We start from the raw sequence: 19,827 nt of genomic DNA, 5'->3' as shown, positions 1-19,827 counted from the left end.
ACTATGGCTGTGCTTGAATGGCCTGAAGATGTATGTCCGGCGTCGCTGACGTGGCGGCCGGAAAGTAACACCAAAACATTTCGTTCCCCGTTTAATGGTGCATCACAGACCGTCCGTTTCCCCGGCACCCGCTGGATCTGTTCCCTGACATTTAACAACCTCACCGATGATAAATCCCGGCGTATCGATGCGCTGGTGGCCGATCTCGATGGTGAATATGGAAGGGTTAAAATTCGGGACTGGGGGCGGGAAGATCGTACTCCAGCCGGAAATCCGGTGGTTTCTGACGCGAACCAGACTGGTAATCAGCTCGGCAGTAAGGGCTGGACACCCGGAAGGCTGGTACTGCGCACCGGTGATTACTTTACCGTTAATGACGAGCTGAAGATGGTCACCGCTGATGTGACCAGCACAGCTGCAGGAACAGCCGTTATTCCTTTTGCGCCTATGTTGCGCGCCTCTCCCCCGGCTAACGGCAAAATCGAAGTTGCCATGCCATACGGCATTTTCAAGCTAAAGGATAACCAGCAGGGGGCCGGTAATCGCATTCCTGGCGGTTTTACCAGCTATACGCTGGAGTTTGAGGAGGCTTTCTGATGCTGTATTCCCCGTTTTCTGATTCGATGGTGAACTGGCTATCCCGCGACAGGGTTACCGCCGTGCTGGCTGCCAATGTCCAGTTTGAATCCGGTACCGCCTACGTGCATTCCGGTACCGGCACGCTGGTGCTGGGCGGTTATGTCTATTACGGCATGGGAACAATGGGCGCCATCGACGATGTGGGCGAAACCAACACGACAAGCCCGACGCAGCTCAGGATGACGCTATCAGGGCTGGATATGTCGCTGTTTGCTAAAACGCTCAATGAGCGCTGTGTGGGAAGGCCAGCGGAGCTGTATCTGGTGGCGATGGATGATAACGGCGTCGTTCAGGTAGCGGACCTGATTTTTAAGGGGAAGGTTTCCGGTACCGGGGCAACGGCGGGTGAAACGAATGCCCTGCAGTACACCGTCAGTAATATTTTTGAGGACTGGCAGCGACCGTTCCCGGACCGCTATACCGACGAGTCACACCAGGCCACCCAGCCAGGCGACCGCATATTTCGTTACGTCGCGCAGATGGCAGAACGTTCAATTTACTGGGGCAGCAAAAAAGATGCGCCAGGGTTTACCTATTCGTGAGGAAGCATGAAGCATCCAGACTGGCATAACAGATTAATCGCCGTGATAAGGGCCGCTGAAAAGCGGCCTTTTTTATGGGGCGAACATGACTGCTGCCTGTTTGCGGCAGATTGTGCGGAAGCGATGACCGGGGATAATTTCGCCGACGGCTGGCGCGGGACCTACGACAGCGAAACGTGCGCAAAAAAGGCGCTGCTGCGCGGCGGTGGCTCACTTGAAAAGGTGCTTGCTAAATACCTCGATGAAGTGCCGGTGAAGATGGCTCAGCGCGGAGATATCGCGGTAGTGGAAAACGCGGGTACCCGATGCGCCGGGGTAATTTACGGTGGCGCAGTGTGGGTGCCGGGTGAAACTGGGCTGGTTTGCCTGCGGATTAAGCCACTGAGTACGTGGAGGGTTCGCTGATGCCTGCTGCAATCCCTATCATCGCGACGGTAGCCGCCGGCGCCGCGGCAGCCAATGGAGCCTACGCTATCGCAATGGCAATCACCATTGCCGCTCAGGTCGCCACACAAATGATGACGAAGAAGCCATCACTGGGGTCTTACCGGGACACTGCAGAACGTAAGCAGGTGCTGCGCGCGGCTGCCAGCCCTAAAACGGTTGTTTATGGCAGGACCGTATCTGCAGGCACTCTGTTTTTCGCTGAAGAACAGTCTGGCGAGCAGACTGATGGTGAATGGGTTCACCTTGCCATTACTCTGGCGGGACACCCAATATCAGGCACGGGCACCATTTACCTGGGCGATGACGATATCGGCTCCTATGGTGAGAGCGCCACGTATGAAGTGCATATCGACCGCCAGACAGCAGATCCGTTCATGCTGGCAAATTGCCCGTCTTGGAAAGATGACATGATCGGCAAGGGGATTTCCTGGCTGCGTCTGTCTCTGAAATACAATGCTGAGAAATTCCCGTCCGGCATCCCGAACGTGAAGGTAGAGAAGACGGGCCGGAAAGTATACGACCCGCGCACCGGCCGCACGGAGTACAGCAACAATCTGGCGCTATGTGTGCTGGACTATTACCGGAGTTACCTGAGAGTCGCTGATGCTGATATTAACTGGGATCAGTTTCAGGAGGCAGCCAACATCTGCGACGAGCTGGTGACTAACGGCGACGGCACGACGGAAAAGCGTTACACGCTGAACGGGGAATTTGACCTCAGCGAAAATAAAGCGAGCATTCTTGAGGCGATGCTGACAGCTGGCGCAGCTGAGCCAACCTACATCGCCGGTAAACATGGCATCCTCGTTGGCGCGTATTATGGGCCCGCAACGGAAGTTATTACCGAGAGTCAGCTGGCCGGTGATATCGAGATCATGCCTGAGGTGTCACAGTCAGAGCGCGTTAACACTATCAGCGGTACGTTTGTCGATCCTAAACAGACATACTCTGAAGCCGATTTCCCCTCAGTATCTGTAAGCGAGTGGGTAACCGAAGACGGCGTGGAGATATCGCAGGATCTAAAGCTGCGTTTTGTCACGTCTGAATTTCAGGCCCAGCGTCTGGCGGACATCAAGCTTAAGCGCACCCGCATTTCCCGCACAATGAATCTCACGCTTAACCTGAGTGGATACCGCTACCGCCCCGGTATGTACGTAAAGGTTAATTTTCCCTCACTTGGGATCGTTAACGTTGAGATGCGCGTGACCGATTGGAAATTTGGCGTGCAGAACGGCGTGCAGATCACGCTGAAGCAGGAAACTGCTGACGTGTGGGGGGATGCCATCGGTAAACCCATCGATCGCCCACCGTTTACCCAGCTTCCTCCGGGTGGGGTGGCGCAGCCGCAGAATCTGAAGTACACCGTGGAGGAAATAGGTCAGGTGGTGCAGGGCGTTCTCTCCTGGCAGAACATCGGGCAGTTTGTCTATAACCAGGTTGTCATTCGCAGGAATGGCCAGCCGGTGCTCACAGCCCAGGTTCCTGGCTCCTTCACCCGATTAACCGGTCTGCTGCAGGACACTTATACAGCCCACGTCACCGCCGTTAATCAGATGGGGGCAGCTTCGCCAGAGGCATATCTTGAATTCAGCATTGAGGCACCGCCTCCGCCGTCGGGTGTTACGGTTGAGCAGGCATTTTTTGCCGTGATGCTTATTCCTCGCCTCGCAGCCGTGACGAACGTCTCCACCCAGTTCGATTTCTGGACCTCCGGGGAACAACCACTTGCCAGCGCTGATACGGCGACAGTGGAGTCTGGAGCTACGCGCGCGGGCATGGGCACGACATGGACCAGCCACAACCTGAAAAACGGGCATACCTATTACTGGTACATCAGAACCATCAACGCGTTCGGTGCGTCTGCTTTCGTCGAGGTAGCCGCACTGTGCCAGACCGATACCGGTGAACTCATCGACATCATTGATGATTCCGTTCGAGATTCTGATGCCTTTAAAAATATCTCTGAAGGTGTGGACACCAACCTTGATGCTGCCATGCAGAATGCCCTGGCTAATCACGGTACGGTTGAACATCAGTACCAGCAGTTAGGCGAAGTGCGCGCTGATGTTCTGGTTGTTAAAACGACAGTGGCTGAAGTGGATCACGCTCTTGCTGATTTGTCAGAGTACGTTCAGGCGCAGGTCGGGGATTTAACCGCAGCGGTTAACCAGAAAATGACGGCAGAGGTGAACAGTGACGGAACCGCAAAAGCATCGTATACGCTGAACCTTGGGATCGTTCGTAATGGCGTTAAATACAACACTGGTTTTGGCATGTCGATTGAGCCATCCGGCGGTACCTATAAATCTACAGTGGTCTTTGCTGCCGATCAGTTTGGTATCTACTCGGGAAGCGATCCGGGAAATTACCAGGCTGCATTTTTTGTCTATAACGGTCAGGTGTTCATCCGTGATGCCTTTATCCAGGATGGCAGCATTACTAACGCGAAGATTGGGAATTACATCCGATCAACAAACTATGTCGCTGGTCCCGGCGGCGCAGGCTGGAACATTGATAAATCAGGGAACTGCGAGATGCACGGCGCGCTGTACGCCGCCAGCGGTAATTTCGCGTTCACCGGGAACGGTAATGGCGTCACGATTGACGGAAAGGGCGTAAAAATTGATCTCGGCGGCGGTAATCTGATTGTTCTTGGAGAGTGGTAACTATGCCAAAAGGATTACGTATTACCTACGCTGATGGCGGACCGGCAATGGAAATAACTGCCGGGCTTCGCTGCCCTTCGTTTTGCCAGAACGTCAGCGAAGCATGGGATGTTAACCAGTACACGATTAATCAGCGCGTGGATGGCAGCCAGATCGTCGTTATCCCACGAAATACCGTTTACAAACTTAACAGGGGGACAAACCTCATTCCCACTATCGGCATGCTGGATGGATTTACCGTATCAGGTAACACCATCACCATGAATACCTGGTGGAGTGATAACTGGGGGCGTGCAAAAACCTTTGACGCATCTATCTGGCAAATACTCCCTGCCTCGTCCGGAAGAGGGCTACTGATTCAAGACAGCACTGATTTCCTCTCAATCACTGATGCCACAATGTCGGGCTACTGCGTCTGGCGCGGCACCGTCACTTTCACCGGGAGCTGGGCCACACCGACGACAAATATATCCCGTGATCGCTATCTGGTGTTTGCGAAATGGAGCGCTGATAACGTCACAATTGAGTTTGACGGTTCAAATATTATTGCAACAAAAGACCATTCTGGCCTCGATCAGGATGCGACCGTTACCATGCAGATCGCTATTTTTGCCAGTGGCGTAAGCCCGACCCCGGGAAGAGGCCTGAATATTATAAAGGGTGGTGTCTGCGTGTTCTCCACCACGCGCAGGCCGTTTGTGTATCGAAACCAGACCTATACGCCGTCATGGTCAAACACCGATATTGGTGAGGGCATGATACTACTTGGGCGCTATGGCTATAACAGCGAGGTCTACACAGGCTGGGACTACATAAAATGGGCTGGACTTATCCGTAATGGAAATCTGGTGCGCGCCGGGAGGGGAAGAAATGCCGCTTCATGGACATCGCAATACAGTGTCGTAGGGCGAAGGCTGACAAGTCTTACCATCCCCGTCATTGATGCAATTTACTGAGAGCCCGCTTTGGCGGTTTTTGGTTGATTTTTCAAAGAACGACGTGGTTAAAATTTAGCCTAGGCATTCGGAGGGGGCGAAATATTACAGCAATCTTTGTTGTCCTGCATTCCAACCAAGCCATGCGTTTTGTGCAAAAAGTGCTATTTACGATATTCTTGAACTCTTCAACCGGATCATAGGCCCAGCCTATCTCCCGAGAACGTGACAATAGTATACTATTACCTGAGGGGTAACTTCTTCGAAAGTGATGTTAACTTGCAAAGTGGCCATCGTGATCATCGTCGAACGTGGGGCTATCTTGACTAAATGAAGATTGCTTAAAAGCTATAGCTGGCTATAAAATCGTTGTAGAGATGTACTTTCATTATTGATTTAGAGGTTCAACTATGTTTTGCGAAGAAAAAGTAGCTCAGATGGCTGCTTACCTGCTACTTAAACGTGGCGGGCGCATGGCATATCTGAAGCTAATGAAATTACTTTACCTTTCAAATCGCAGTTCTCTCATTGAGAGGGGCAGGATGATGGGTGAGGATAACCTTTTTTCAATGAAACATGGTCCAGTGATGTCAAACACTCTGGATCTGATTCGCAACAAACATAAAAAGGGCGGAAAGTACTGGTTTAGGCTGTTGAAAACGGAAGGGACTGACTTGGTTCTTCGCCATGACCCAAGAAAGGTTGATGTGGATGAGGTTCTCGACAGTTTAAGCCGATCCGACCTAAGAATACTCGATGGTGTTTACGCCAAGTTTGGGCATATGAATCGCTTTGAGCTCAGGGATATGACCCATCTAAAAGAGTTCTGTCCTGAGTGGGAAGATGTAGGCAATTCTAATAAGCCAATCGACAGAAAGCTAATCTTGATGTTTGAAGGCAAAACAGAGGAAGAGGCCAATAACATCATTCAGCATATGAGCGAATCAGAAGAGCTAATGGAATTTAGTGCTCAGTTAAGATGACTAAATATCAACCATATAGGAAAGGTACAGTTTTAGCGCTCAGCGGCAGCGTAGATCATCTGCATGTCATATGTAATGACCCTGTGCATTATCCTATAGATGGTTGTGACTGCGTTCTTGCTGTCAATATATCGAGCGTGAAGGCAGGTGTTCCATATGATCCAACCTGCATTCTAAAAGCAGGTGATCATCCGTTTGTGCGCCATGATAGCTATGTGGTTTATGAAAGAGCTGTTATTTGGAAGGTCGGCAGCATAGATAAAAAAGTCCATGAGGGAAGTATAAAACCTCAGCCATCTGATATAGAAGATGAGGCTTTCATTCGGATACTAAACGGCTTCGACATATCAGACGAAGTGGAACCTAAAATCAGAAGGTTTTGGAAGAAACACTGCTAATATTTCTGCAAATAACCAAACCCGCCACCTGGCGGGTTTTTGCTTTCCTATATTTGTCACACCCGCTTCGGCGGGTTTTTTTATTCCCTAAATTCAGGAGTCCATATGTCTGCAGGAACCATAACCCTGACAAACGGGTCCGCTGTTGTCGGCGGTACTGGAACTTCATTCTCAACCGAAATTGCCGCGGGTGATTTCATCGTTTCGACTGTGGGCGGTGTGCCGTACACGCTGCCGGTGAAATCTGTCGAGAGCAATACCCAACTGACGCTGGTCAGCAACTTTACCGGGCCTACACAATCCGGAGCTGCCTGGTCAGCGGTTCCCCGTGTGGCGCTGAACATGGTTACTGCTGCGTTGGTGGCACAAAGTGCTGAGGCGCTGCGTGGACTGAATTACGACAAACAGAACTGGCAGCAGGTATACAGTGCTGCCGGAAACATCACGGTTAAGCTGCCAGACGGCACTACCTTCACCGGCCCGTCATGGAAATATCTTTCTGACAAACTATCTGGTTTAGGAAACAGTGCCACTAGGAACGTTGGAACGACTGCGGGAACGGTCGCCTCCGGTGATGATTCTCGTCTGAACTCTGTAGCCAATAAGACAGGCGGGGCAATATCAACACCTGTATCGATAAGCCCAGGCGGGGCTGTTCCGTCGTTGACTCTATCCCAGGGGAAAACCGATCAGGGTCAGATCATGACCAACCATATAGAGTTTAATGTTGTGGATGGATACAACCCTAACGCGGGGTTTTACGTTAATTCAATCAAAGGGTACTGGTTTGGAACAGGAACTTATTGGCAAATAGGTGGTGCAAGGGGCGGTGGAGCTAACCTTCAAAGCATCGTTCTGGTTTTAAAACCGGACAATGCGAGCAATCCAGTTAACTGGCAATTTAATGCGAACGGACAGGCAGTAGGGACGTGGGTAAACAGTTCAGACCGGAGAATCAAAGATAATATTAACGTTATTCCTGACCCACTGGAGGCGATGAATAAACTCAGAGGCTATTCCTGGCGTCGTCTTGATTCAGGTGCAACGGGTTTTGGTTTTATTGCTCAGGATGTTCAGAAAGTATTTCCTGAGGCCGTGCACAGTTTTGGACAAACCATGACGATGGAGGATGGCTCCGAAGTTAAAGATGTCCTTTCAGTCGATACAACGGGTGTTTCCGCAGCGCTTCATCATGAGGCTATTCTCGCATTAATGGAAAAAGTTGAAGAGTTAACCCTGAAAGTGGAAGCGCTTCAGTCTGGAAGCTGAAAAAGCCGCCGCCCGTCTTATGCAAGAACGGGCGGCGGCTGGTTGATCAGTGTTCATGCCAAGCTACCGAAGTGTATTTTACTTCAAATGCATTTTGCTATCTCTTTTCTCAATATGTCTGGTTTTCCATTCAGAATAATCCCTCAATAACCATCTAGACATTCTGCCAAACTTTATCGGAGCGGGGAATTCCCCGTTATTTATGAGTTTGTAGAAGTAACGGGCTGTAAAGCCTGAGTCATTTGTCATGTAAAGCATGTCGATGAAAGAATCATCAGAAAGGTTAGTTCTTGCTTTGGGCATCATGCATATATTTCCTTTAGTCGTGGACTTTTTGAAAATGTGCGGAGGTAAAAATTAACCTTACCGCTATTTATCCTCCCTTGATGCTCGAACTTTTTCAGTGATCCACGCTTCCACTTCTGTTGATACCCACCTTACGGAACTGCCTATCTTGATAGAGTTTGGGAACTCACCCGCATTCATCTACTTGTAAATAGCCGTTTTTTTGAACCCAACAGTGCGGCAAACCTCTTTCAGGCCCATCAAATATATGCTCAACTGTCGTCTTCCTCGTTTAAAATTGTGTGTAGGTTATGGAATATCAAACAGTTCGAATAGAGCCTAATAAATGGGTTACTGAGTCTTTACTGATGGCGATCACGGGCCTCACAAAGAACGCTATCAGATCTGCACGGGAAAAATCATGGATGGAGGGAAGGGAGTATCGACACTATTCAGGCGATTGTCAGCCTAAGGATAACAGTCCGATAATGTATAATCGGTTAGAAGTCGATGCCTGGGTTGAGAGACAAAAACCTGCCGTTCCACGTCAACGCAAATGACGTTGGTTGGACAGGAAACACTCTACTGAAAGTGCGAATGTTTCTGGTATAGCTTTGCTCGTTTGCATTTGGGGGTATTATTGGGGGTGCATCTCATTTTCTTAACATGTTTTTATATTTAAAATCATAAAATTGCACACTTAGTTTCAATCCTACAGGGGCCATTTGATCCCAGTAATCCCCAGTCTCCATCGCCAAACTTGAACTGAAACATATCCCTGCTTAACTCAATGGTGATTAATCCTGTGATGAGGGCTCACCCATGGCATATGTCGACAAAGCGCTTCGGTTTAATCCTGCCTCACCTGTCTTTCAGGAAAATCTTCATGACGTCTATCACCATATGCGAAACCACCAGCCGGTGACGCGAATCGGGAAAACATGGGTGCTTACCCGCTATCAGGACGTGTATCAGGCAATGAAGGAGCGTGCGTTCGTCTCTTCAGGTATCCCTGAAGATGTGCATGCTGCGCTGGAAAAAGAGTCTTTTAACCTTCCGCCTCGGCTTCGGGATCTTCTTTACGGCATTGTCCTTTTTGAGGAGGGCAGTGTTCATCGCATTCACCGTCAGGCTCTGCAGGCCCTGTTTACCGGCGAATCCTGGGGGGCATTAACCCAACTCATTTCACACGAATCACATTCATTGGTAGCCGCTTTACCCACAATTCGCCCGTTTGACGGAATTCGCGAGATTGCGGCGCCGCTATGGGGGAAGGTTTTCACCGCGTGGCTTAACCTGCCTCAGGCGCAACAGGAGGTGGTGGAGCAAGAGAAAAGTGCCATCAGGCTATTGCTGGATCCCAGCGCCATCGACCGTGAGGGGCTTCAGAGGCTGATTAAAGCGCTATCCCGTCTGGATGATAGTTTTCGCCAGCTTGCACAGGCGCACAGAGAAGGTTACGACTCGCTGTTTTATCGCAGCCTGCTGAAAGGATATGGCGGACAGGAGGATGCGCTTTATGAGCGGTTTAGCACGGACTGCGTCACGATGCTTATCGGCGGCAGTGAAACCAGCGAAGCATTAACCGGAAACCTGCTCTATATGCTGGCACTGCATCCGGAATTGCAGGCGGGTGTCAGAAATAACACGCTGCGGATGAAAGAGATGGTAAGCGAAACGATGCGCTTTGAATCCCCGCTTCAAATGGGCAGGCGGAAGGTTGCGGCTCCTGTGCACTTTCTGGGGCGTGAACTGAAGGCCGGGGATAACGTATTGCTTTGCCTTGGCTCCGCCAACCGGGATGAACGCGTATTTGAAGAGGCGTCGCGCTTTATTCCGGGTAGAAAGAATGCACAGCGACAGCTGGGATTTGGTGCAGGGGTGCACCAGTGCATCGGGCAGCTGCTGGCACAGTTTCAGGCTGAAAACCTGGCGACGGCCTTGAACAAGCGAGGGATTATCGCTCTTGACGGCGAGGCGAAATGGTCGAATAGAAGCCTGATCCTGAGAACGCTGGAGACACTTCCGCTTAAGATCGACTAGTGCCATAACAGGACGATGACATGAAGGGAATCATTTTTTTCTTATGCCCTGCGGCCTGGAACTTTTTATTCTTTTCTTTTCGTTTAAATAACGGATTAATAAATAGAGTGCTAATTATCTTTTATTAGCGCCGCCCTTAAGGATTTCTTAATCTATATTTTCGTCCATTCTTAATTCTGGTTTTTTATCATTTTAAATTCCATAAAAAAGAAATTTTACACTTTTACGCGTAAACTGGATTGATACTAATTATCATTAGCGTTGTTGTATGCTTTAATCCTGTCCCACAAAGCTATGAGTTGTTAATCCCGTTGGTCTATAAAGGATATCTTCATGAATTCTCGCCTGCTGTCCTGCTTCTCGCTTGCCTTGTTGTCTTCATCCCTTTTCCTTTCCACACAATCAGTTGCCGCCGATAACAACGAAGGTATCGTTGTTTATAACGCGCAGCACGAAAACCTGGTGAAGTCGTGGGTTGACGGTTTTACTAAAGAAACCGGCATTAAAGTCACTCTGCGTAACGGCGATGACAGCGAACTGGGTAACCAGCTGGTTCAGGAAGGCAGCGCGTCCCCGGCAGACGTGTTCCTGACGGAAAACTCGCCGTCAATGGTGCTGGTGGATAATGCCAACCTGTTTGCGCCGCTGGATGCAGACACCCTGAAGCAGGTACCGGCAGAGTATCGTCCGGCCCACGGTCGCTGGATCGGCATTGCCGCCCGCAGCACCGTATTCGTCTATAACCCGGCGAAGCTGAACGAACAGCAGCTGCCTAAATCGCTGATGGATCTTGCAAAACCCGAGTGGAAAGGCCGCTGGGCGGCATCACCGTCAGGCGCGGATTTCCAGGCCATCGTGAGCGCGATGCTGGCCCTGAAAGGCGAAAAGGCCACCCTGGAATGGCTGAAGGCGATGAAAGCCAATTTCGTTGCCTATAAAGGCAACAGCACCGTGATGAAGGCAGTCAATGCCGGCCAGATTGATGGCGGCGTGATTTATCACTACTACCGCTTTGTCGATCAGTCCAAAACCGGTGAAAACAGCAAAAACACCCAGCTCTACTACTTCAAACACCAGGATCCGGGCGCGTTCGTAAGCCTCTCCGGCGGTGGCGTGCTGGCGTCCAGCAAACACAAAGCGCAGGCGCAGGCCTTCATCAAATACATTACCGGTAAAGAAGGTCAGGAAAGTCTGCGTACCAACAATGCCTTTGAGTATGCAGTGGGCGTGAACGCGGCCTCCAACCCGAAACTGGTCCCGCTGAAAGATCTTGATGCGCCGAAAGTTGAACCTTCAACGCTCAACGGTAAAAAAGTTATCGAGCTGATGACGCAAGCCGGTCTGCTGTGATCCTGAGAGTGAAGTGAACGTCTTATGTCTGGTCTGAGTCTCGACATCGGAAAAAACAGAGTGCAGGAGCCTGCCCGCAGGCGTCCTGCACTCCCGATGGTTGCGTTAGCTGTGTTGTTTTCATTAATGGCGCTTCTGCCTTTGGGTTTTATCATTGCCATTGGCATTGAGACCGGCTGGGAAACCATTAAGGCGCTGGTGTTTCGCCCGCGTGTTGCTGAGCTGCTCAGCAACACGCTGTGGCTGACGGCTTTAGCGGTTCCGCTGTGCATCGTGACGGGCGTAGCGATAGCCTGGCTCACAGAGCGCACGCAGCTTGCCGGGCGAGGGATCTGGTCTGCTCTGGCGGTCGCCCCGCTGGCGATCCCCGCGTTTGTGCAAAGCTATGCATGGGTGAGCGTTGTCCCGTCCATGCATGGGCTTTCCGCAGGGGTGTTCCTCTCGGTTCTTGCCTACTATCCGTTTATCTATATGCCGGTTGCGGCGGTGCTGCGTCGCCTTGACCCGACGCTCGAAGATGTCGCCGCTTCGCTCGGCACCCCGCCGTGGCGGGTCTTTTTCCGCGTGGTGCTGCCCCAGCTCAAGCTGGCTATCTGCGGCGGCGCGCTGCTGGTGGCGCTGCACCTGCTGGCGGAATATGGTCTGTACGTGATGATCCGCTTTGATACCTTTACCACGGCAATCTATGACCAGTTTCAGTCTACCTTCAGCGGCCCGGCAGCGAACATGCTGGCGGGCGTGCTGGCGTTATGCTGCCTGGCTATCTTAGTGCTGGAAGGCGTGACGCGCGGAAAAGCACGCTACGCGCGCATTGGCGCCGGGGCCGCGCGGGAACAGAAACGCTGGCCGCTGAAGCCTGCGGCCGCCGCGCTGGGGCAGCTGTTTTTCATCGTGCTGATCGTGCTGGCGCTGGGCGTGCCGTTAATTGTCCTGTGTCGCTGGATTTGGCTTGGCGGTGTGGAAAACTGGATGAGCGCCGATCTCTGGCACTCGCTGCGCCAGACGCTGATGCTCGGCGTGGGCGGCGCGCTGCTGACGACGGCGTGCGTGATCCCCATCGCGTGGCTCGGTATCCGTTATCCGCACCGTATCTTCCGGATGCTGGAAGGGTGCATCTATATCACCAGTTCACTGCCGGGCATTGTCACGGCGCTGGCGCTGGTCACCGTCACCATTCATTACGCCCGCCCCATTTACCAGACGGAAATAACCCTGTTTCTTGCCTACCTGCTGATGTTTATGCCCCGTGCGCTCATCAACCTGCGGGCGGGAATTGCGCAGGCACCGGTTGAGCTGGAAAACGTGGCGCGCAGCCTTGGCAGCACGCCCGCGAAGGCGCTCTGGAGCGTCACGATGCGCCTGGCCGCGCCGGGAGCGGCGGCGGGTGCCGCGCTGGTTTTCCTCGGCGTCAGCAACGAGTTGACCGCCACGCTGTTGCTCTCTCCCCTGGGCACCCGCACGCTCTCCACCGGATTCTGGGCGCTGACCAGCGAAATTGACTATGTGGCTGCGGCGCCTTACGCGATGCTGATGATCCTGATTTCACTCCCGCTGACCGCCATTCTCTATATGCAGTCGAAAAAAATTGCAGGGCTATGACATGCTTGAATTAACCGCCATTTCTAAATCGTTTGCTGATGTGCAGGTGCTCGACAGCTTAAACCTGAGCGTTGCGCCGGGGAGCAGGACGGCGATTGTCGGGCCGTCCGGGTCAGGGAAAACCACGCTGCTGCGTATTCTTGCCGGGTTTGAGACGCCCGACACCGGACGTATTGTCATGCAGGGAAGAACGCTGTTTGATGAAAACCGTTTTGTCCCTGCCCACCTGCGCGGGATCGGTTTTGTGCCTCAGGAGGGTGCGCTGTTCCCGCACCTCAATGTTGCAGATAACATTGCCTGGGGGCTGGACGGGACCCGCCACGACAAGCGCCAGCGCGTTGAGGCGCTGATGGAGATGGTCTCGCTGGACAGGCAGCTCGCAACACACTGGCCCCACGAGATTTCCGGCGGACAGCAGCAGCGCGTGGCGCTTGCCCGTGCGCTGGCCCAGCGTCCTTCACTGATGCTGCTGGATGAGCCATTCTCGGCTCTCGATACCGGCCTGCGCGCGATGACGCGTAAGGCAACGGCCGATCTGCTGGCCGAAGCGGGCGTTGCCTCGATTCTGGTCACCCACGATCAGAACGAAGCGTTGTCCTTTGCCACACAGGTTGCCGTCATGCGTTCCGGACGCTTCACGCAGGTCGGTACGCCTTATGACGTCTACACCCGTCCGGTTGACGAAGAGACCGCGCTGTTTCTTGGCGATGCGCTGCTCCTGCCTGCGCAACTCACCGCGGGCTACGCCCTTTGCGCCCTGGGTGAGGTGCCCACGGACAACGCGCAGGCGACAGGGCAGGGCAGAGTGATGCTGCGCCCGGAGCAACTGAGCGTGACGGCATGTGCCCCACATGAAAGCCCGATCTCAATTCTTGATGTGGACTTTACCGGCCACCTGTCGACGCTCACCCTCGGGCTCGCCGGGCAGCACGAGCCCGTGACCCTGAAGACCGTCAGCCAGCCAGGATGGAACCCGGGCACGGCGGTACGCATTGATATTGCTGGCGTCGCGCGTGTATTCGAATATTCTTAATATTCGTTAGTAATTTCATGCAACGGGTTGTTATAAAACAATTTTCCTGAACGTATGGCATTTCCTGAGATTCTCTACCATGCTCATAAAACCTCACCACACTGCGTGAGGTTTTTCGTAGTTGCTGATTAATCTCAAGGAAAAAGGTTATGAAAAAGACGACTGCTATTTTGTTGGGAACGGCGTTACTGTTTACAACCAATGCTTTTGCTGCTCAGCTGCTCACTAAAAGCGAGTTCAAAAAAGTTGCATCTCAATATAAAAAAATCGGTACGGTAAACACCTCGAATGAAGTATCGGTGGATGATGCGAAAAAAGAACTGATTGAGAAAGCCGATAAGAAAGGCGCGGATGTCCTGGTGCTCACGTCTGGGAACACAAACAATAAAATTCACGGTACGGCCAATATCTACAAGAAAAAATAACGTCACTGCAGCCACCCCCGAAACGGGGTGGTTGTTCCTCACCCTGTCTACCCCCCTCGTCTTGTTGTTCGCGGTTACGCTTGCTAACACATAGATAATGCGTATAGTTCTCATTTGCATTGCTACCAATACATTCTAAGGCCCGACAACGGGTCATTTTTGCGCGCACTTTCAAATGGGTTAACGATGAACAACACCAATATACACAAGACGCTGCTGGCGCTTGCCGTTGGCGCGGTGACGCATTCCGCCTTCGCGGCGGACGATCAAAAAGAGGACACACTCGTCGTCCAGGCTGCACCAGCAAGCGATTTCAAACCCGGTGGTGACCAGCTGGTTCCGGCCTTCCTTGACGGGCAGGTGGCGAACGGCGGGCGCATGGGGATGCTGGGCCAGCAGAACGCCATGGACGTGCCGTTCAACATCATCAGCTACACCTCGAAGCTGGTGGAAGATCAGCAGGCGAAAACCATTGCCGATGTCGTCGCGAACGACGCGGGCGTGCAGTTCGTTCAGGGGTACGGAAACAGCGCGGAAACCTACCGCATCCGCGGCCTGAAGTTTGACGGTGACGACATGACCTTTGGCGGTCTGTCCGGCGTGCTGCCGCGGCAGGTAGTAGATACCCAGATGGTCGATCGCATCGAGATCTTCAAAGGCGCCAACTCGCTGATGAACGGCGCGGCGAGCTCCGGCGTGGGCGGGATGATCAACCTTGAGCCAAAACACGCGGGCGAACTTCCGCAGGCGAAAGTGGGCGTCGACTACACCTCAGATTCTCAGATTGGCACCACGCTGGATGCGGGACGTCGCTACGGCGACAACGACCAGTTCGGCGCGCGGGTGAACCTGGTCCATCGCGAAGGGGAAACCGGCATACCGAACGATCGCCGCCGCACCACGCTGCTCTCTACCGGCCTAGATTACAGCGGTGACCGCTTCCGCACCTCGCTGGATCTCGGCTATCAGAAGAAAACCTTCCACGGCAGCCCGACCAGCGTCAATATTTCCGCGGTGGATTTCGTGCCCGAGCCGCCGAAAAACGATCGCAACTTCTCGCAGAAGTGGGCCTACAGCAACATCGAAAACGAGTTCGGGATGTGGCGCAGCGAGTACGACATCACCGACGGCTGGACCGCCTATACCGGCCTGGGCGCGCAGCACGCGCATGAGGAAGGGATCTACAGCGCGCCGAAGCTGGTCGATAAAAGCGGTAAGGCAACGGTCAGCCGTCTGGATACCAACCGCATCAGCGACGCCGTCAGCGGCATGGCGGGCATTCGCGGTAACTTTGATACCGGTTTTATCTCGCACAAGGTCAACGTCGGCTACTCGGCGATGACCAAAAACGAAAAGATCGCGTGGAAAATGTCGGCGGCGAAGGATAACCCGACCACCAACATCTATCACAACACCGGGGTCGATATGCCGGACAGCACCAACTTCAACGGATCTGGCGGAAAGTACAGCGACCCGCTGACCAGCGGACGTACCAGAACCCAGGGCTGGCTGTTGAGCGATACCCTGGGCGTGCTGGACGACAAACTGCTGTTCACCGCGGGCGCGCGCCACCAGAAAGTGGTCATTCGCGGGTATAACAAAATTACCGGTGCGGAAAACGCGGCAGACGGCTTCGACGGCAGCCGATGGATGCCAACCTACGGCGTGGTCTACAAGCCGTGGGAGGAAATCTCCCTCTATGCTAACCATACCGAAGCGCTGCAGCCGGGCAAAACCGCGCCTAATACCGCCACCAACTACGGCCAGAGCACCGGTATCGTTCACTCTAAGCAGAACGAAGTGGGCGTGAAGGCGGACTTTGGCCGCGTGGGCGGATCGCTTGCGCTGTTTGAAATCAAGATGCCGTCGGCGATCCTTGACGACAACGGTCACTACGGCCTGGACGCCGAGCAGCGTAACCGCGGCGTGGAGCTGAACGTCTTCGGCGAGCCCCTGCTGGGGATGCGTTTGAACGCCAGCGCCACCTGGCTGCAGGCCGAACTGACCAAAACCAAAAATGGTGTGAATCAGGGTAACGATGCGATCGGTATTCCGAACTTTTACGCCGTGCTGGGCGCAGAGTACGACATCAAGCCGATTGATGGCCTGACCGCCACCGCCCGCGTGAACCACTCCGGCGCGCAGTACGCTGACCTGGCAAACACCAAAAAGCTGGACAGCTACACCACGCTGGATCTGGGGATGCGCTATCGCTTCGCGGTGAACCACAATGCAAACCAGATGACCGTGCGCGCAGGCATCGACAACGTGACCAATGAAAACTACTGGGCCAGCGTGGACGATTCCGGTACCTATATTACGCAGGGCGAAACGCGGACCTTTAAGGTCTCGGTTGGCTACGCGTTTTAAGCGTTCCATCTCGTTATCCGGGGCAGGGATGCCCCAATCCCTTGCTACCTCCAGCATGAAGTGTTAAAACGTGCCCCTTCTAAAAAAGAGACAGGGGTAGGACGTGAAAGACGCGTCATCCGCTTCAGGCCATGGTAGCGCTGAAGCCTCGTCGGATCAGAATCCGACGCTGCAACGTGGTTTGCAAAATCGACATATTCAGTTAATTGCCCTTGGCGGCGCAATCGGTACCGGGCTGTTTCTCGGCATCGGCCCCGCTATTCAGATGGCTGGCCCGGCGGTGCTGCTGGGTTACGGTATCGCCGGGATTATCGCCTTCCTGATCATGCGCCAGCTTGGCGAGATGGTCGTTGAAGAGCCGGTTTCAGGCTCCTTCGCGCACTTTGCTTATAAATACTGGGGCCCGTTTGCCGGCTTCCTCTCCGGCTGGAACTACTGGGTCATGTTCGTGCTGGTGGGGATGGCGGAGCTGACCGCCGCAGGCATTTACATGCAGTACTGGCTGCCGGATGTCCCGACGTGGATCTGGGCGGCGGCCTTCTTCATCATCATTAACGCCGTTAACCTCGTCAACGTGCGCCTGTATGGCGAAACCGAGTTCTGGTTTGCACTGATCAAGGTGCTGGCGATTATCGGTATGATCGGCTTTGGCCTGTGGCTGCTGTTCTCCGGCCACGGCGGCGAGCGGGCCACTATCGACAACCTGTGGCAGCACGGCGGCTTCCTGGCAACCGGCTGGAAAGGGCTGATTCTCTCCCTGGCGGTGATCATGTTCTCCTTCGGTGGATTAGAGCTGATTGGCATTACCGCTGCCGAAGCGCGCGACCCGCATAAAAGCATTCCAAAAGCGGTCAACCAGGTGGTGTACAGGATTCTGCTGTTCTATATCGGCTCGCTGGTGGTGCTGCTGGCGCTCTATCCGTGGGTGGAAGTGAAGTCCGACAGCAGCCCGTTCGTGATGATTTTCCACGATCTGAACAGCAACGTGGTCGCCTCCGCGCTGAACTTCGTCATTCTTGTTGCATCGCTGTCGGTCTATAACAGCGGCGTATACTCCAACAGCCGCATGCTGTTTGGCCTCTCCGTACAGGGCAACGCGCCGAAGTTCCTCACCCGCGTCAGCCGTCGCGGCGTGCCGGTGAATTCCTTGTTCCTTTCCGGTGCTATCACCTCGCTGGTGGTGCTGATTAACTATCTGCTGCCGAAAGAGGCCTTTGGCCTGCTGATGGCGCTGGTTGTCGCCACGCTGCTGTTAAACTGGATTATGATCTGCCTGGCGCACCTGCGCTTTCGCGCCGCGATGCGCCGCAAGGGGCGAGAGACGCAGTTCAAAGCGCTGCTGTACCCGGCGGGGAACTACATCTGTATCGCTTTCCTGGGGCTGATTCTGGTGCTGATGTGCACCATGGATGAGATGCGTCTCTCGGCGATGCTGCTGCCGGTGTGGGTTATCTTCCTGTTTGTGACGTTCAAGCTTTCCCGCAAAAAGTAGCACGCTTTTCACCCTCTCCCTGTGGGAGAGGGCGGGGGGGGGAGGGCACCAGACTGCACCTGCCTTTTCGCCCGGAGGTGCTTCGCTTACCGGGCCTACAAAAAGATTATCTGGCGACAACACCCGATAGGGCGCGAATATCGTTCCCGGTCGGGGACTGGTGAATACGCAGCCCAAATTCATCTACCACCGCGAAAATATGGTCGAAGATGTCGGCCTGAATCTCCTCATATTCTGCCCAGACTACCGTGTTGGTGAAGGCATATATTTCAATCGGCAAACCATTCGCGTCAGGCGCTAGCTGACGCACCATCAGCGTCATATCTTTACGAATGCGCGGGTGGTTGCGCAGATATTCATTCAGGTAGGCGCGGAAGGTGCCAATATTGGTCATTTTACGCAGATTTAATACCGATTCCCCTTCACCGTTCTTCTGATTCCACAGGCTTATTTCCTCATGTCTCGCGGCCAGATAGGGCTTCAGCAGTTTCGCCTGAATGAGTTTCTGCTGTTCCTGCTCGTCGAGAAAATGAATGCTGGTGGTATCAATGTTCAGGCTGCGCTTAATGCGTCGCCCGCCGGAGGCCGACATGCCGCTCCAGTTGATAAAGGCGTCGGAGACCAGCGCCCACGTCGGAATGGTTGTAATCGTATTATCGAAATTGCGCACTTTCACGGTGGTCAGGCCGATGTCCGTCACCGTGCCGTTGGCACCGTATTTCGGCATCTCCAGCCAGTCGCCGAGCTTGAGCATATCGTTGGCGGAAAGCTGAATCCCCGCCACCAGTCCCAGTATCGGGTCTTTAAACACCAGCATCAGAACGGCGGCCATGGCGCCCAGACCGCTTATCAGAATCGCCGGGGACTGACCAATCAGCAGGGAGATAATCAGTATTCCCACCAGGATGGCGCTCACCAGCTTGATGCCCTGGAAAATCCCTTTCAGCGGCAGCTGTGATGCGGTGGCCATTTTCTGCGACAGATTGAAAATCACGTCCAGCAGCGAGAAGAAGGAGAGCAGGGCATACACCATCACCCACAGCTTCGCGCAGGTGGTGAGTATTTCCGCCGCTTCGCTGCCTTTTTGCAGCCACAGTACCGCCTGGACGTTGACAATTATCCCCTGCAGGGTAAAGGCCAGACGGTGAAATAGTTTATTCTGGGTGATGATCTGCAGCCATAAATGGCTGCTGGCCTGCGCGCGTTTTTCGAAAGCGCGAAGCACGCCTTTGTGCAGAATAAAATGAACGATGATGGCGGTAAGAAAAATAATACCAAAGATAATCACTAAAGAGGTGGTGTGATTAATTTCAATGCCTAACTCTTCAACCTGAGCAATCAATTCCTGCAT

The 19,827-nt window shown here is 53.5% G+C and carries 18 protein-coding genes; 16 read left to right on the top strand and 2 right to left on the bottom strand.

The features are described from left to right. Nucleotides 1–3: 3 nt before the first annotated feature. The 8 genes from RVY89_RS13485 to RVY89_RS13450 all read left to right on the top strand — a co-directional run bounded on the left by RVY89_RS13485 (nt 4) and on the right by RVY89_RS13450 (nt 7,879). Nucleotides 4–597, top strand: a complete 594-nt coding sequence (locus tag RVY89_RS13485) for a hypothetical protein (protein WP_484825604.1) — start codon at nt 4–6, stop codon at nt 595–597. Beyond that, entirely contained in the window at nt 597–1,181 is a 585-nt protein-coding gene (locus RVY89_RS13480; protein ID WP_484825603.1) for a hypothetical protein, read from the top strand. Before RVY89_RS13485 ends, RVY89_RS13480 begins: the two co-directional genes overlap by 1 nt. 6 nt (nt 1,182–1,187) lie before the next feature. Beyond that, nucleotides 1,188–1,586 carry a DUF6950 family protein gene (locus tag RVY89_RS13475; protein ID WP_484825602.1) on the top strand — a complete coding sequence of 133 codons (399 nt, stop codon included), beginning with the start codon at nt 1,188–1,190 and terminating at the stop codon, nt 1,584–1,586. Next, nucleotides 1,586–4,294, top strand: a complete 2,709-nt coding sequence (locus RVY89_RS13470; protein WP_484825601.1) for a phage tail tip fiber protein — start codon at nt 1,586–1,588, stop codon at nt 4,292–4,294. The genes RVY89_RS13475 and RVY89_RS13470 overlap by 1 nt, the downstream gene beginning before the upstream one ends. 2 nt (nt 4,295–4,296) lie before the next feature. Beyond that, nucleotides 4,297–5,250 (top strand): DUF6453 family protein, encoded by a 954-nt coding sequence (locus RVY89_RS13465; RefSeq protein ID WP_484825600.1) that lies wholly within the window; start codon nt 4,297–4,299, stop codon nt 5,248–5,250. A 389-nt stretch (nt 5,251–5,639) separates the two neighbouring features. Next, a complete protein-coding gene (locus RVY89_RS13460) occupies nt 5,640–6,212 on the top strand; it encodes a Panacea domain-containing protein (RefSeq protein ID WP_023296497.1) in 573 nt (190 codons plus the stop codon). Then, entirely contained in the window at nt 6,209–6,610 is a 402-nt protein-coding gene (locus tag RVY89_RS13455) for a hypothetical protein (RefSeq protein ID WP_484825599.1), read from the top strand. Before RVY89_RS13460 ends, RVY89_RS13455 begins: the two co-directional genes overlap by 4 nt. Nucleotides 6,611–6,715: 105 nt before the next feature. Beyond that, nucleotides 6,716–7,879, top strand: a complete 1,164-nt coding sequence (locus tag RVY89_RS13450) for a tail fiber domain-containing protein (RefSeq protein ID WP_484825598.1) — start codon at nt 6,716–6,718, stop codon at nt 7,877–7,879. 369 nt (nt 7,880–8,248) lie between these two features. Here RVY89_RS13450 and RVY89_RS13445 read toward each other — a convergent pair whose 3' ends face one another. After that, nucleotides 8,249–8,365: an AlpA family phage regulatory protein gene (locus tag RVY89_RS13445; protein ID WP_237716798.1), complete on the bottom strand. Its 117-nt coding sequence runs from the start codon at nt 8,363–8,365 to the stop codon at nt 8,249–8,251. Nucleotides 8,366–8,475: 110 nt separating this feature from the next. On the opposite strand from RVY89_RS13445, the gene xisR reads away from it, so the two are divergent. The 8 genes from xisR (at nt 8,476) to pheP (ending at nt 18,476) form a co-directional block, all read left to right on the top strand. Further along, nucleotides 8,476–8,724: an excisionase family protein gene (gene xisR, locus RVY89_RS13440; RefSeq protein ID WP_061715832.1), complete on the top strand. Its 249-nt coding sequence runs from the start codon at nt 8,476–8,478 to the stop codon at nt 8,722–8,724. Nucleotides 8,725–8,986: 262 nt separating this feature from the next. Continuing rightward, nucleotides 8,987–10,207 carry a cytochrome P450 gene (locus RVY89_RS13435; RefSeq protein WP_484825597.1) on the top strand — a complete coding sequence of 407 codons (1,221 nt, stop codon included), beginning with the start codon at nt 8,987–8,989 and terminating at the stop codon, nt 10,205–10,207. 333 nt (nt 10,208–10,540) lie between these two features. Next, nucleotides 10,541–11,557, top strand: coding sequence for an iron ABC transporter substrate-binding protein (locus tag RVY89_RS13430; protein ID WP_484825596.1), 1,017 nt, complete (start codon nt 10,541–10,543; stop codon nt 11,555–11,557). A gap of 24 nt (nt 11,558–11,581) precedes the next feature. After that, nucleotides 11,582–13,156 carry an ABC transporter permease gene (locus RVY89_RS13425; protein WP_371898807.1) on the top strand — a complete coding sequence of 525 codons (1,575 nt, stop codon included), beginning with the start codon at nt 11,582–11,584 and terminating at the stop codon, nt 13,154–13,156. A gap of 1 nt (nt 13,157) precedes the next feature. Continuing rightward, nucleotides 13,158–14,189 (top strand): ABC transporter ATP-binding protein, encoded by a 1,032-nt coding sequence (locus tag RVY89_RS13420; RefSeq protein ID WP_484825595.1) that lies wholly within the window; start codon nt 13,158–13,160, stop codon nt 14,187–14,189. Between the two features lie 149 nt (nt 14,190–14,338). Then, nucleotides 14,339–14,614, top strand: a complete 276-nt coding sequence (yahO, locus tag RVY89_RS13415) for a DUF1471 family periplasmic protein YahO (RefSeq protein ID WP_023310654.1) — start codon at nt 14,339–14,341, stop codon at nt 14,612–14,614. Nucleotides 14,615–14,800: 186 nt separating this feature from the next. Beyond that, entirely contained in the window at nt 14,801–16,984 is a 2,184-nt protein-coding gene (locus RVY89_RS13410) for a TonB-dependent receptor (RefSeq protein ID WP_484825594.1), read from the top strand. Nucleotides 16,985–17,087: 103 nt separating this feature from the next. Next, nucleotides 17,088–18,476, top strand: a complete 1,389-nt coding sequence (pheP, locus tag RVY89_RS13405; protein WP_371898810.1) for a phenylalanine transporter — start codon at nt 17,088–17,090, stop codon at nt 18,474–18,476. Between the two features lie 106 nt (nt 18,477–18,582). Here the strand turns inward: pheP and RVY89_RS13400 are convergent, their stop codons facing one another. Further along, nucleotides 18,583–19,827: a mechanosensitive ion channel family protein gene (locus RVY89_RS13400; protein ID WP_484825593.1), complete on the bottom strand. Its 1,245-nt coding sequence runs from the start codon at nt 19,825–19,827 to the stop codon at nt 18,583–18,585.

It is taken from the genome of Enterobacter sp. 3U4, from assembly GCF_057224565.1.
The sequence above is the reverse complement of the archived record's forward strand: the minus strand, read 5'-3'. Positions and strand labels throughout refer to the sequence as shown.